General features: G+C 56.1%; 12 protein-coding genes. 7 read left to right on the top strand and 5 right to left on the bottom strand.

Annotated features, from left to right (window positions below):
* Nucleotides 1-259: 259 nt before the first annotated feature.
* On the bottom strand, nt 260-490 hold the full coding sequence (locus DMG62_01005) for a hypothetical protein (protein ID PYY24875.1): 231 nt from the start codon (nt 488-490) through the stop codon (nt 260-262).
* A 434-nt stretch (nt 491-924) separates the two neighbouring features.
* Between DMG62_01005 and DMG62_01000 the strand changes: the two genes are divergently transcribed.
* Nucleotides 925-1,260, top strand: coding sequence for a hypothetical protein (locus tag DMG62_01000; protein ID PYY24874.1), 336 nt, complete (start codon nt 925-927; stop codon nt 1,258-1,260).
* 8 nt (nt 1,261-1,268) lie between these two features.
* On the opposite strand, the gene DMG62_00995 is transcribed toward DMG62_01000, so the two are convergent.
* Both DMG62_00995 and DMG62_00990 read right to left on the bottom strand, forming a co-directional pair.
* Nucleotides 1,269-1,826 carry a hypothetical protein gene (locus DMG62_00995; protein PYY24873.1) on the bottom strand — a complete coding sequence of 186 codons (558 nt, stop codon included), beginning with the start codon at nt 1,824-1,826 and terminating at the stop codon, nt 1,269-1,271.
* Between the two features lie 724 nt (nt 1,827-2,550).
* A complete protein-coding gene (locus DMG62_00990; GenBank protein ID PYY24872.1) occupies nt 2,551-3,495 on the bottom strand; it encodes an MBL fold metallo-hydrolase in 945 nt (314 codons plus the stop codon).
* Nucleotides 3,496-4,049: 554 nt separating this feature from the next.
* Here DMG62_00990 and DMG62_00985 point away from each other — a divergent pair.
* Together DMG62_00985 and DMG62_00980 are read left to right on the top strand one after the other, a co-directional pair.
* Entirely contained in the window at nt 4,050-4,793 is a 744-nt protein-coding gene (locus DMG62_00985) for an ABC transporter ATP-binding protein (GenBank protein PYY24871.1), read from the top strand.
* Between the two features lie 100 nt (nt 4,794-4,893).
* A complete protein-coding gene (locus DMG62_00980; GenBank protein PYY24870.1) occupies nt 4,894-6,483 on the top strand; it encodes a hypothetical protein in 1,590 nt (529 codons plus the stop codon).
* A gap of 449 nt (nt 6,484-6,932) precedes the next feature.
* On the opposite strand, the gene DMG62_00975 is transcribed toward DMG62_00980, so the two are convergent.
* Nucleotides 6,933-7,727, bottom strand: coding sequence for a hypothetical protein (locus DMG62_00975; GenBank protein PYY24869.1), 795 nt, complete (start codon nt 7,725-7,727; stop codon nt 6,933-6,935).
* 665 nt (nt 7,728-8,392) lie between these two features.
* On the opposite strand from DMG62_00975, the gene DMG62_00970 reads away from it, so the two are divergent.
* From DMG62_00970 to DMG62_00955, 4 genes are all read left to right on the top strand, one after another.
* Nucleotides 8,393-10,885 (top strand): hypothetical protein, encoded by a 2,493-nt coding sequence (locus DMG62_00970; GenBank protein ID PYY24868.1) that lies wholly within the window; start codon nt 8,393-8,395, stop codon nt 10,883-10,885.
* 211 nt (nt 10,886-11,096) lie between these two features.
* Entirely contained in the window at nt 11,097-12,593 is a 1,497-nt protein-coding gene (locus tag DMG62_00965; protein PYY24867.1) for a hypothetical protein, read from the top strand.
* 97 nt (nt 12,594-12,690) lie between these two features.
* Nucleotides 12,691-13,107, top strand: a complete 417-nt coding sequence (locus DMG62_00960) for a hypothetical protein (GenBank protein PYY24866.1) — start codon at nt 12,691-12,693, stop codon at nt 13,105-13,107.
* The gene (locus tag DMG62_00955; protein PYY24865.1) at nt 13,101-13,346 is read left to right on the top strand and encodes a hypothetical protein; all 246 of its coding nucleotides are present in this window, start codon (nt 13,101-13,103) and stop codon (nt 13,344-13,346) included. Before DMG62_00960 ends, DMG62_00955 begins: the two co-directional genes overlap by 7 nt.
* Nucleotides 13,347-13,547: 201 nt before the next feature.
* Here DMG62_00955 and DMG62_00950 read toward each other — a convergent pair whose 3' ends face one another.
* Nucleotides 13,548-13,919, bottom strand: a complete 372-nt coding sequence (locus tag DMG62_00950; GenBank protein ID PYY24864.1) for a hypothetical protein — start codon at nt 13,917-13,919, stop codon at nt 13,548-13,550.
* Nucleotides 13,920-14,270 lie beyond the last annotated feature (351 nt).

Genomic DNA, 14,270 nt, shown 5'->3' with positions numbered 1-14,270 from the left:
GGATTCGGCACGCAGGACCACGATGCAATCGTCTCCGCCGGGTTCACGACTTATCTGAGCAAGCCCGTCAGTTCAGAACTCCTGCGGCGAAATCTCGAGCGATTGCTGAACCGTCGGCGATAGACGATGGCTGCGTAAAGCTTCACCTCGGCAGCGCAATTGGGAGAGTCTGTCTCGTAAATGTAAAACGTCTGTCGCCCAAATTGGGATGAAGTGTCCACAATTCCGAGTAGAGCGACGGATTCAGCGTGAGCGTCGCTTAATTCACTGCTGTGCGCGGAACAGCGAATTTATCAGCGAATTTAACAGCGAATTGTTTTGCAAAAAGGTGGCGAGCAACGGACAATTCCGCGCAACCACATGCAGCGTCAGGGATTATGGAAATTCGAGTTTTTTCCCGGCCACCAAGAACAGTGAATAACAGTGAATAAGCAGTGAATTCTGAAATTCGCAATCCGTTGCTCGCGCCAACGTCGGATGATTGCGACAAGCACTCTCCCACAGCCGCCTGAGTTCCAAAATGACATTTTTCGTTGACTCGCAATCTTGACTCGTGGTAGCACCGAACCAAGTTCGGTGCTGAGGCAGGTTCGGTGATGAGCGATGGCCGCTCCGGACAGACGAAAGCCGAGTGGACTCTATGAGACGAGTGGCTCGCTTCTCCCTTTCGCTTCGTCCGTCCCATTTGCCGTCCAACTCGGGTGCCCTGTTGATGAGTTTGAAACAAGAATAGAAGGTGAAAGGATCGGTCAGCCGGCGAGCGTTAGGGAAGGGCATGAGGTTCAGGGAATGGGAACGAGCCTCAGGGAAAGGCACGACTTCAGTTCTGTCGTTAATAAGAATTGGTTCAGGGAAGGGCATCGGCTTCAGCCGTGCCGTCACAGCGCAAGCCTTTTTGTTTTGCGCTTTAGCGGCTGAGGTCTCATGTTCCTTCTGAACGAAACTTTTGGCTCAGCGGCTAAAGCGGAAAAGAAAAAGAAGAATTCCTATAACGGCACGGATAAATCCGTGCCCTTACCTGAGCCGGGCGCAAGGCGGCTGTGGGCTGTGGTTATAGCGTCGCTTCTCGCTGAGCACGAAATCAAAAACGGAGTTCCGCACATTCTCGAATCCCACCCTCGCGAACGGCGCGCGAGGATGGGCCACCCCGTTACATGGGAGTCTAACGCAAAAACCAAAACGGGAAACAGGGTCGGCCACCGCAGCCTATGGACTCAAATGTTGAGCCAGGGGTTGGGCATAGCAGCTCCCGCCGCCTAGTCAGGATTTCATGAATGTGTGGGGGCTCGGCGGAATTCGCGCTTCTGGTAATCGGCAGTAGCGCTGCAATAAGCACATTGCAGCGCAATCGACTCTTGCTGTCCATCAGGCAAGGCGACCAAGTCTTCCTTTATCTCAAAAATCATGTCACAGTTCCTGCAGCCCACCGTCCAGCTCGTGCGACCCTGAAACGTAGCTGTGGCAACGGCATCGAGAAACTCGCGCGGCACGAATGCCTCTACCGCATAATCGACGCCGGGCAGTGCGGACTGGTATGGCCTCAAGAGCGAGAGAACCGGGGCGCTGCAATTGCCCCTGAACAGAGTCAGGGCTTCGAGCTTTTCTACTATCGGAACGGAGTGGGCGAGGATCAAAAGACTGGCGCTGGTGACCTCGTGTAATTTGCTGAGCGCTTGCCGTCCGAGCACACTCCTGACTTCATACCCTGCCTGACGCAGCAGTAGTTCGCGAGTCTTGGCTAGTTCGGCGATCCAAGACACGCACACGACCATCTTTGCCTCTGCGGGCAATTGCATCGAACCACCGTGCTGCGATCCGGCAACCATGTGGGCAGGGCAGCAGTGTACCGCCAGAAGAGGCGAAATCCACCGCCGGAAAACACGCCAACTTGCGCCGTTCTTGATTACGGGCTGGCAATGGTCTGAAAAATGCAAACTGACGCTACGATGCTCCGCGGGTTTTCTTGCGTCTCGTGCCGAGCACTTCACTGACTTTGGAGTGGGTGGCGTACCCTGTTTTATCTTTTTGCCTGCAACATCTAAGCAGCGGGTGCCGCACTCTGCAATGGGTTTCGCAGGGTGCGCGAATGGGAACTGGTGGAATTTCGACGGCGTCGATTTGCTTTTTGGATCGAGTCTCGCAGCATGCTTCAATGGGCAAATCGGATCGACGACGTGCAGTCAGCGCACCCTTTTGAAAACCGCAAAAGGATGCGGCACCCACTTCTTAGGTGTCGCAAGCATGAAAATCAACAGCCGCAAAGCGCGCGACACCCGGCGACGAAGAAGAGAACCTGAATCCCGAATGCGATGCGAAATTCGCTCGACAACTCTCGACGGGGCTGAGTACGGTGCGATAAGTCAAAAGGGTCGCGCAGAGACGGGACCTTATCGATCGGCTAAGTTGATCCCAGAACGGGAAAGAGTTCGCCGTCCGCCCCGAGCATCCCATTCCAGATCGGGACGACGAATTAGCAAGCACCTCACCTGCTGTTCACCATACCTCAACCGCTACATGGAAAATTTTGGCCGAGCTGAAAGGGAGCACTGGTCAGTGTCTCTGTCCGTCCTGGGAAGAAGCAGGCAGCTTCAGGGTGGCTCCCAACCCGGCGTAAACGTAGTGACCACCGAAAGCCCTCTGAAGGGCAGCAAAGGCCGGTTCTCCCGTGCAGTGACCCGGGGCAATATAATCCAGTTTGAAACGATCATGCAGCCCAGTGACGATCCTCTCGATCTCCGGATCTGGTGTTACGACTAGATGTAAGCCTCCGACTATGAAGTGAATGTGCGGGTTGATCGTGCTCGCCGATTCGGCAATTTTCTCGATACCGGGATGGGCGCACCCGACAATAATGATCAGTCCTTCTGGAGTGTTGATGGCTAGCGATACTTCCCGCAATTCGAGTGTGCCGGGCTTGTCCGAAACTAGCGTCACTAGGTGAATGTCCGGTGCGATCTCCGTGTTCTTATCGATCAACTGAAAATTCACGTCAGGCCAAGCAGAGCCAAAATGCATAACCTCGGGTGGCGCACCGCTGTAGTAGCGTTTCTCCGGCGGCAGCGATGTGTCCTTGCGATAAAAACTACTGGGCAAATCTGCGCCATACACGCCGAAGCTCTCCTTCGGAGCATAGATCGTCACTTTGGGATTCACGCCTAAGAGATAGCTCAATCCGCCCATGTGGTCGCCGTGGCGGTGGGACATCACAACAAAATCCAGTTTTGTTAGATCGATTCCCTTTGCCTTTGCATTCTCAGCCAGGATTCTAGGGTTGTTTCCCGTATCGAACAAAATTCGTTTACCCCCATATTCAACAAGAGCTGCGTAGCCCCAATCCTTTTGCATTCGCGAATTCTGGCCAAAGGCATCGTAAAGAATGGTGATTTGGGCCTGCGAAGGACTCACCTGAGAGATCGCGGCGACAGAATTTTTCGTATTAATTGTTGGCAAAGCAAGGAATAACGCGGAAAGCGCCAGGTAGGAGCGAAGCCTCATTTCTCCCTCCACAACTGAAGGTTCAGATCACTTCAAGATGGGATTGCGGCAAAGTCTACATCAGGGAACGAACTTACGGTCGTGTGGTGTACATTACCGCAGGTTTTCAGTTCTGAAATCGGAGGGAAAAGAACACGTTGCGACGACAACTTCTCGAACAGCTCGGTCGCTTGCCTTTGCTGGGATTGGGCGCTGCTCAGATGCAGGCACCTGGCGGGTGGCGTACCCTGTTTTACCTTTTTGCCTGCAACATCTAAGCAGCGGGTGCGGCACTCTGTGATGGGTTTCGCAGGGTGCGCAAATGGGAACTGGTGGAATTACGACGGCGTTGATTTGGTTTTTGGATCGAGTCTCGCAGCATGCTTCAATGGGCAAATCGGATCGACGACGTGCATCGTCAGCGCACCCTTTTGAAACCGCAAAAGGATGCGGCACCCACCTCTTAGGTGTCGCAAGCATGAAAATCAACAGCCGCAAAGCGTGCGGCACCCGGCACAGCGTAGTATCAACTACCGAGTTAAAAGCGTGACGAAAATAGGGTGTGCCACCCGGCCATGGACGACGCGATCCGCACCGAGAATTTAGTCAAGCGCTTCAGGAAGGCCGAAGCGCTGCGGGGTTTAAATCTTACCGTTCCCAAAGGAGCCATTTACGCCCTCGTTGGCTCGAACGGCGCTGGCAAGACCACGACGATTAAGTTGTTGATGAATATCTTCGGCGCGACCAGCGGGCGAGCCGAGGTGCTCGGTCTCGATTCCAGACAGATTCGCGGAACACACCTCGCATCGATCGGCTACGTCTCGGATAACCAGCAAATCCCAGACTGGATGCGAGCGGACAGCTTTCTCGCGTTCCTGCGTCCGTTCTACCCCACCTGGGACCGCCAACTGGAGGACAAACTCACACGGCAATTCGATTTGCCGCTCGATCGCCGGCTGCGCACTCTGTCTCGCGGAACCAGGATGAAGGCGGTTCTCGCGAGCGCGTTGGCCTTTCACCCGAAGCTGATTGTTCTCGATGAGCCGTTCACCGGTCTCGATCCACTCGTCCGCGACCAGCTTATTCAAAGCCTGGTGGAGCGCGCCGCGGAATCCACAATTTTCATTTCTTCGCATGACTTGGGAGAGATAGAAAGCTTTGCGACCCACGTTGGCTACCTCGAAAACGGACAACTACGCCTATCCGAAGAACTCACTACACTGGTCGAGCGCTTTCGCAGCGTGGAAGCTGTATTCGATGTAGTACCAACTCTGAACTCAACGCCGAGAAAACCAGCTCCGATATCGAACAGCGGCTAGGTAAGGCACGGGATGTGACTTTCAGTCCCATGTCGCTCCGTTCGATCTTTATAGCAATGGCGAAAAGCCACGGCAAACCTGCGCTAGAGGAGCGGAACTGATGCGACAAGCCTGGCACATATTCCTCAAAGATCTTCGACGTCATCGGTGGGAAGCCGGAGTCTGTTTGTTACTCACCATCTCGGTCGGGTGGAACGAGATACATAGCTGGACAACGGGAGAACTCGGCGCCCGGACTTTTGGCGTGGGCGGCTTCTTCACCATCGAGTTCTGGTCGAGGATGGCCCCGGCGCTGCTCGTGTTCGCGTGGGCGTTCCTGATACTGCGGGCTGTGCATGCCGAGTCGCTCGTCGGCGACCGCCAGTTTTGGATTACGCGACCGTACGAATGGGCGAAACTGCTCGCAGCAAAATTTCTTTTTGTATTCGCTTTGATCAATCTGCCACTGTTCCTCCTCGACGTGTACCTGCTCTGGCGCGCCGGTTTCCCTCCACATCATTATTTTGCAGGCTTGCTCTGGATGCAGCTTGGGTTACTCGTGATGCTGATCCTTCCCTTTTTGGCGCTGGTGAGCGTGACAGCAACACTGGCGCAGTCGTTGCTGGCCTTCCTGATCGTCGCTCTCTACATGGCCGGCATGGTATATCTCAGCGACAAGATTCCGAGCTCCAGCTTCTCGGGCTCGTCAGATGTGCTGAGCGCTGTTCTCTTTGTCGCTGTCTCTGTCGCGATTATCGTCTTGCAATATGCGAGAAGAAGAACTGCCACGGCGCGATGGCTCATCGTCGGCCTGGGTGGAATACTTCTCCTCATCTTGGCGGTTACTCCTTATGGCAGTATCGTTGCCAACAATTGGCCGGCTCTGAACGAAGGCGAGCGGCCGGGGTTTGATTTGACGCTGATGCCGGCCCGTTCGGGCGCAACGGTAGGCTTCATCTCGCCAGAGAAAGACGAAGTAACAATTCGCCTCCCACTAGCCGTTTCCGGCATCGCTTCCGATGAGATCGTACGATTTAACGGCGTGCTGGTCAGAGTAGGATCGGTGCACGAGGTGAATTGGGACAGCGGCTGGCACACCGACGGGAGGGAGCTCTTCCCCGAAACGAGAATCATTGAGATGTCGTTCAAGCTGCCGCGACAGATTTACGAACGCCTGGACGGAGCGCCGGCAACGGTGACGATCTCGTTTGCGGTTACCAGGTTTCGCGACGCGAACCGTCGAGAGTTCAGTGTGCCCGATGGCGAATTTTCGATTGCCGAAGCAGGCACGTGCACGGAACACGGAATTGATCTTCGCAGCGTTCGCTGCATTGCGCCGCTGCACGGGCCATCCTCCCTGCTGGTAACTGCAGATGCCTCGAAGCTTACGTGCTCGGTGATGGGGAGGGGCGCAGCAAAGCCAAAGCCCGGCGACCTGGTCCGCGACTGGGCCTACGACGCAGATCCTGACCCTGCAGAATTCGGCATTGTGCCATTGCACTACTTGAACATTACGCTTACAAGCAAGGAGGGCGCAGGCGAGTGGCGCTTTAGCGATCTTTGTCCTGGAACACCGGTCGTGCTCAGTAATCCAAAACGGGAACGTGCTTACCGGACGCAAGTCACATTCGATGGCCTGCGTTTCTCCAACTATCGCGAATTGCCAATGAGAGCATCGTTTCAAACAACGAACTCGTTCGCGCTGAAGTGAATGACGGGCGGCCCACCTTTTTCCCAGCCCCCCGCCGCTCCTAGGAGTGACTCGCGTGTCAGGCTGTTTGATGGGCGACTAAGCTTGAACGCCAATCATTTACTAATTGGTAGGATAAGCCGAGAAACGTCCGAATGGTCTCTTCAGAGACGTTATCGAACATCGTGACTGGCTGTGGCTTCGAGAGAACGTCTTCGCGATTGAATCCCGGGAGATTCGGGCGGGTGGCGTACCCTGTTTTTATCTTTTTGCCTGCAACATAAGCAGCGGGTGCCGCACTTTGCGATGGGTTTCGCAGGGTGCGCAAATGGGAACTGGTGGAATTACGACGCCGTTGATTTGCTTTTTGGATCGAGTCTCGCAGCATGCTTCAATGGGCAAATCGGATCGACGACGTGCATCGTCAGCGCACCGTTTTGAAAACCGCAATAGGATGCGGCACCCACTTCTTAGGTGTCGCAAGCATGAAAATCAACAGCCGCAAAGCGTGCGGCACCCGGCTCCGCATTGATCTCCTGTACGACTTGAGAGAGAAAACTCACTTCCTCGACTCCTTGATATTGCGCGAACTGAGAATACTCAGTTTTGTTAAAACCAACACCGTCGAGAGGCTGTACTTTGCCCGAGTTCAATTCATACCCAGTAACAATGTAGAAATCCGCTGATTCTGGCTGCGATTTGAGAAAGAAAAGATACTGACGCGCTGGTTCGGGAAACCCTTGCTGGTGAATTCGGAACCGAGTGATCCTACCTGATGGAAACTTAACTGCTCCTCCAGTACGTTCAGCGGTAATTGTTTGGCCTTGAGTGACAGCAATGCCGGTGGTCTTGAGTACACGAGCCACGATCAGACCGAAGTCAGAGTAGACGGAGTGCCTGTCTGCGGAGAGAAACGCCTGTGAGCTTTCGACCGTCGCGACTACGATGGTGTCACTCTGTTGCACTGGTAAAGCCGGTAAGCCGGAATTCCAGTGAGTGATTTCGGGATACGGTTCTATTCCGGGTGGAAGCTCTGTTAGTTCGTGACCGTGGCGATTGTTGTGACGTGCAGATCGGGCGTGGCGAGTAGGCGTTTCGGTTTCATTTGAGGATGCCGATAAATCGACCACTGGTTCAGTGCCCTCGCCAGAGTTATTCGAGGTCGATGTCTGCGACCCTTGCGTCGCGGCTGCCCTGATCGAGCAGAGTGAGCCAAAGGTAGCGAAGAGAACCGATCCGGCCAGAATGGCGAGAATGCGTTTCATCTTTGTTGTCTCCAACATTATTTGATTTCATGAAGTTTTTGGAAGATGCGCACAGAATTACTTATCTGTGACTCGCAGTGGCAAAGCTGTGAGACAGGTGCTGCACCATTACCGATCATTGATCCCGGACTCTAAAACGACCACTTGTCAGTGTCAAATTAAATATTGAACCGCTCTCAAATCGATCTTTGTTGTTCCAGATTCAGTAACAAGCGAAAACGACAGGAAAGATCAAATAGTCGTTAGCTTTTAGAGCACACGCCGAAGCGCGTCACGAAAACGGAACAAACACAGTGCCCACAGTGTGAGATCAAAATGGGAGTTTGGCGGGTTCTATATAGGGCGATGCCAAGCAACTCCTCTCCGATGTGTTCGGGAGATGTGTTTGCTCTTGACATCGCCTTTTATAGAACCCACTTCTTAGGTGTCGCAAGCATGAAAATCAACAGCCGCAAAGCGCGTGCGACACCCGGCTAACTTCCGCTTAGCCCGTGATACGGCATACTTGGAGCTGACAGCGTACCCGCCCTCCAAGTGTTCACGTCTGGGCCGAATGTCGGTGTCCTCCATGCCTAAATGGGAAAGGTTCACCGGAATTGCCCTGGAATCTCTCCTTGTACTAACGTTGCACACCTGTACGAGTGCAGCGTTTCGGGAGGCTTGGGATGGATTTTCACGATCTGACAGTGGCAGCGCGTGTATTGCGCAAGAGCCCGGTGTTTGCCGTGACGGCGGCGCTAACCATTGCGTTGGGAGTTGGAGCCAGCACTGCCATCTTCAGTGTGACCAACGCGGTGCTGCTGCGGCCGTTGCCTTACCGCAATCCCGACCGCCTGGTGGTGGCATGCAGCGATCTGCGCAAACGCAACGTCCGCGATTTCCCATTTTCGAATGCCGACTTCATCGATCTGCGCGAAGGCACCAAGTCCGTCTTCGATGATCTTGCCGGGGTTTTCACTTTTCCGTTCACGCTGCAACGCGAGGACGGCACGCCCGAGCAGACCAACGCGGCGGTGGTAACGATCAACTTCTTCCGCCTCCTCGGCGGAGGCGTCGCTTACGGCCGCGATTTCAACGATGACGACGCCATCCCGAATCCTCCCGCGCCGCCTGGCGCGCAGCAGCAGGGACCTCCTCCACCCCGGCTGCCGGCGCACGCAATCCTGAGCTACGAGTACTTTCAGCGTCGGTATGGCGGAGATCCCTCCGTTGTCGGACGCTCGATGTCGGTGGCCGGACCACAAGCACCGACACCGATCATTGTTGGTGTGCTCCAGCCGCACTTCCAGCTGTACTTTCCGCCCGAGACTCAGATACTTCCCGCACCCGACATCTGGATCGCGAACCGCCTGGGCTACGACGCCGCGCAACGCATGGGCGTTTCCATACGCGCGGTGGCCAGACTCCGCCCCGGAGTCACACCGGAGCAGGCGCAGGCCGAATCGGAGAAAGTGGCCGCTTCGGAGCGCGCTCAGTTTCCCATTCTGGGCACTGCCGACTACCACATCCGTGTCGAGCCGATGCGTCAGCACATGGTGACCCAGGCCCGCCCCGCAATCCTCGCGCTCATGGGCTCAGTCATTTTTCTGCTGCTCGTGGCATGCGCCAACGTCGCCAATCTTCTGCTGGTCCGTGCCTCGCTGCGCAATCGCGAGCTCGCCGTCCGTGCCGCGCTCGGAGCCGATCGCTGGAGACTGATGTCGCCCATCCTCGCGGAAGCCATGTGGCTTGCCGCCGGGGGGACGCTCGGCGGGCTGGCGCTCGCCTGGGCCGGAATCAAGGAGCTGCGCTCGCTCGCCCCCGCCGACCTGCCGCGCCTCGATACCATAACCATCGACACATCGGTGCTCGCCTTCACTGCGCTCGCGGGACTCGCGGCGGCGATTCTCTTCGGCGTGACTCCGGCACTGCGCGCATCGCGTCCGCGGTTGATGAACGTGCTGCGCGGCATCGGTCGCAACACCGGACTCGGCACTGGCAGCATGATGCGCAACATCGTCGTAACAGCCGAGGTCGCGCTCTCGTTTGTTCTGCTGGTGGGCTCGGGGCTGATGTTCCGCAGTTTCCTTGAATTGCAGCGCATCAACCCCGGATTCGACTCGCGCAACCTGCTCACCTTCGTCCTCAATGGCAACAACGGCGCCACCACGCCCGCAGCCAATGCCGCCTTCGTTCACCAGGTCGAGGACCGGCTGCGTGCAATCCCCGGAGTGCAGAGCGTCACCGGCTCTTTTCCGTTTCCCTTAGCGGGTGGCTATTCTCCGATTCGCTGGGGAAAGGGAGAGGCTCTCTCCGATCCGAGCAAGTTTCAGGCAGCGGACTTCCAGATCGTTATGCCTGGATATTTCGAAACCGTGCGTACGCCGCTGCTCGCCGGACGCACCTTTACCGATGCCGATAACGCGCCCGATCGCCGGCTGATCATCATCGACGACTTTCTAGCGAAGAAAGCTTTTCCTGGAGAGTCTGCAGTGGGCAAGCGGATCCTCATCCGGGTAAGGACGCCGGAGCCGGAGTGGATGGAAATTGTCGGCGTCGTCGGACATGTGCGGCAGACTTCGCTGGCGGTGCCTGGACGCGAGCAAGTTTACTTCAGCGACGGATACGTCGGACCTGGCGCTGTGAACTCGTGGGCACTGCGGGTTACCGGTGATCCTGCAGGCTACGCGCGCCAGGTGCGCGCAGCGATAAAAGACGTGAGCCCGCGCCTGCTGATCACGAACCTGCAATCGGTGGACGAGTTGGTGGACCATGCCCAGGCGCAAACAACATTCTCGCTGCTCCTGATCGGCGTCTTCGCGGTCATTGCGGGAGTGCTCGCCGGAGTCGGACTGTACGGCGTGCTTTCGACCGCAGTGCGCCAACGCACATCTGAGATCGGCGTGCGTATGGCCCTCGGCGCCGGACGCCAGAGCATCTTCCGTCTTATCGTAGGCCAGGGCCTCAGTTTGAGCGCAATCGGAGTTGTGATCGGCGTCATCGCTGCACTGATGCTCACGCGACTGATGACGACAATGCTCGTCGGCGTGAAGTCCACCGACCCACTCACATTTATGGCCATGATGCTGCTCTTTTTCGCGATCGCGACAGCATCATCCTGGATTCCAGCAAGCCGCGCAGCTGGAGTTGACCCAAATAAGGCGCTGAGAGAGGAGTGACTCTTTTGCGATAGAGCAGGACCGAAGACAAAGTTGTGGCCAAGTTCCGAGTTGCCCGTAACTCGACAAGTGCCAAGTAACGCACCAGTTGATCTCAAAAGACTAAGAGTGCCGCAACGAAAGAATAAAGGACTTCTCGAAACCATGGCGACGACATCATTGAGACCGGTCTCTGGAATTCCCATTTTGCGCAATTAGTCGTCCTTGCTTAATGGACGCCACTGACGCGATATCTTTAGACTTCGCCTTTTCTCGGAGGCTGGCCATGTTTGAGCGATACACGGAAAAAGCTCGTCGGGTTATTTTCTTCGCACGTTATGAAGCATCTCAGTTTGGTTCTCCCTACATCGAGACCGAGCACCTGCTTCTGGGGATCATCCGCGAAGACAAAGCACTGGGCAATCGATTCCTGCGCTCCGCAACCGCGACTATTCGAAGACAAGTCGAGAGCCAAACCACTGTGCGGGAGAGCCTTCCTACCTCTGTCGATCTTCCTCTAAGCAACGAGTCCAAACGTGTGCTGGCGTATGCGGCAGAGGAAGCGGAGCGCCACTCCGACAAGCACATTGGCACCGAGCACCTGTTCCTTGGGCTGTTGGGCGAGGAGAAAAGCTTCGCAGCACAGATCTTGATGGAACGGGGCCTCCGATTGAGCAAGGTCCGCGAAGAACTTGCGCGGCGGCCGCAGGAAGCAATCCAAGTGCAAAGCCGGCCTCCCGTGCTCGAAGAGCTCCAGCCTTATCTCAGCGATCTGATGGACCAAACTCAGCCGTTGATTGGCCGCGAGCAGGAACTGGATCGGCTCATCGAGCTTCTGTGCCACTTCACTCGAAAGAACCCAGTGTTGATCGGTGAACGCGGCGTGGGCAAGAGGACCATCGTAGGCGGCCTTGCTCGCCGCATCGCAGATGGCAATATTCCTCAAACGCTCGAAGGAAAGGCCCTCGTCGTCCTCGATCTGCCTCCACTTCGGGTTCTAGAGAAGGACGGCTCATGGCACGATCGGCTCGATCACGCCCTGGCAGCGGCAGCAGAGGATGGGACAATCTTCTTTGTAAACCAGATGCATGACCGGCGCGGTGGAATTGCTCCCCTATCTTCGATTCACGTGACCGAGCTGCTGCAGCGACCGATCATGGCGGGCAAGATTCAGTGCATCGGCACGTCCACTCCGGCATCATTCGCCAAGCTGAAGGCAGAGGACCACTGGCTTGCGGAATACTTTGAACCCATCGAGATCGCTCCCGCCAGCGAAGAGAGCGCCATCACGGTGCTGCGCAACATCAAGGACACTTACGAGAAATTCCACAATGTCTCATACACTGACGACGCCATTACCCATGCGGTTATCTGCGCCAGGAAGTACATCAAGCCGCGATGTCTACCGGGTGCGGCGGTCGATGTCATTGACGAGGCAGGCGCGGCTGCCCAGCTGGAGCGAGGATCATTGCCAGAAGAGGTCGTCGAGGTTCAGAAGCGTATTCGGATCATCGTGCAGAGATTGGAGGCTTCCATAGCGAACCATGAATTTGAAAAGGCTCGCTTTTGTTTGGATGAAGAACGCAGGGAGCGTGGCAATTTGAAGGAGTTGCGCGAGAAGTACAAGCTCGACACCAATCCCGCCTTGAAGGTCAGTCGTGAAGAAATTGAACGGGCTGTCAGCAAGCTGCTGGACACTCCCCATGATTTAGGTTCGACATCACCCTAGGTCGGTTTGATTTGTCGAACCGGGAATCTCATAGGTGTAGCGTAAGGTCAGAGTTGCCAGTGACTCGGGACTGATCGACTACAAGCGGAGGATTCTTATGAGCAAGGCATGGGGTCGTGGGTTCGCGGATTCACTAGCAGTGCTGTTTCTTGCGTCTGCGGTGCTCGCTCAGGAGCCTGAAAAAAAGACGCCGGTGCCGACTACGCCAAGAGCCGATTGTGAGTCGAACACCTGCATAAGCAAGGTCCTGAATTTGCCCGACTTCTCCACGCCATTTGAATTACAGGAAGTGGTGAACACGTTTCGCACAGTCGTGGATTTCACGAGCATTGAGCCGAAGCCGTCCGACCACGCAATCGCGCTCAAAGGCACTCCCGAGCAACTCGCTATCGCTGAAAAGCTATTGAGCGTGTTGGAGAACTTACGGTCGTCTGGCGGCCATGATCGGACTTCAGTTCTCGTTTATCAGCTCAAGGTCGCTTGTCGGGAACTGCCCAGTCGGAGCGAATGTTAGGTCAGCACCCGCAAGCGGCATCCACGATTTGCGAACTGACCACCTGCTACATCAAGGCTATGTACCTGCCCGACCTCTCGATGCCGGAGCTACAAAACTTCAACAATAGGGTGCGCACGACTGCGGATATGCCGTGTACTGACGCAATCCGATCTCGTCACGTCCTCGTGATTCGGGGTACTTCGGAACAAGTCGCCCTTGCCGAGATGTTGTCTATGAACACGAGCGCGCCTCAATAACGAGCGTGAAATCGCGATTACACTCACGAAAACTGCTTTGATCGTTTCCTTTGGTCGATTGTCGGCAAACTGCAAGTGATTCCGTTATTTCCGGTTAGCCCGTCATTCACTAGGTGGACTTCCCAGGAGTGCAAAGCAGGCGGGTGTTCCCCTGCGCCGGGCGACGGGCCTTTCCACGTTCGGGTTGTTGGACTACTGGGGCTAGCGCCTTCGCAGATTCCACAGTCCGCGCGCCGCGAGCATGATGGTGACGCCCCCAAGCCCGCCGAGCGCCCAGAGTGTCCAGACGAAGAAGAAGCCGCCGGTGGACTTGGCGATCTCCGGGTAATGAACCCCCCTCATGTGCATCACGGGCATGGCCGCCGCGAACAATCCGACGAGCAGCATGATGACGTGCCCGGATCGCCGTTCGGCGAGCACGAGTGTCCCATATAGCAATACCGTGAGGACGAGCAGCGCGATGTTGGAGGACTCGGCCTTCGATATCCCACGGACGATGTCGTCCGTCACGTGAAGTGTCAGCAAGAGGATCGAGAGCAGAGACGTGACCACCAACACGGCATTTGGCTTCATCGGATATTCTCCTCGTGAGATTCTGTGCGTGTGCCTTTCTGTGAGGCTCGCAGGATAACGCACATTCCGTCAGCCGCAGGCTGTCTGCAAGGTCGCGCGGTCCCAGCACGTAGCGGAGGCGGCGGATCCAGCGAAGGCTGATTCGACCGTCAGTTTACGCCTAGCGTAACGGGACTTCTTCGCGCTGGGAGGTTTTCAGATTTGGACGGATTAGTATCGAGAAACGGCTTGTCGCACCAACTTCACAATCGGGTCAACCCATTCACCGACGGTGTGCCATCTTTCGCCTTGAACAACGGCTCATGGCCGGGGTTCGTGGCGCGCGGATATGTCGCGAAGTAGTGATCGAAT

The sequence above is a fragment of the Acidobacteriota bacterium genome, from assembly GCA_003225175.1.
GTDB lineage: Bacteria > Acidobacteriota > Terriglobia > Terriglobales > Acidobacteriaceae > Gp1-AA112.
Note: the sequence above shows the minus strand (reverse complement) of the source record. Positions and strands in the feature narration are given on the sequence as shown.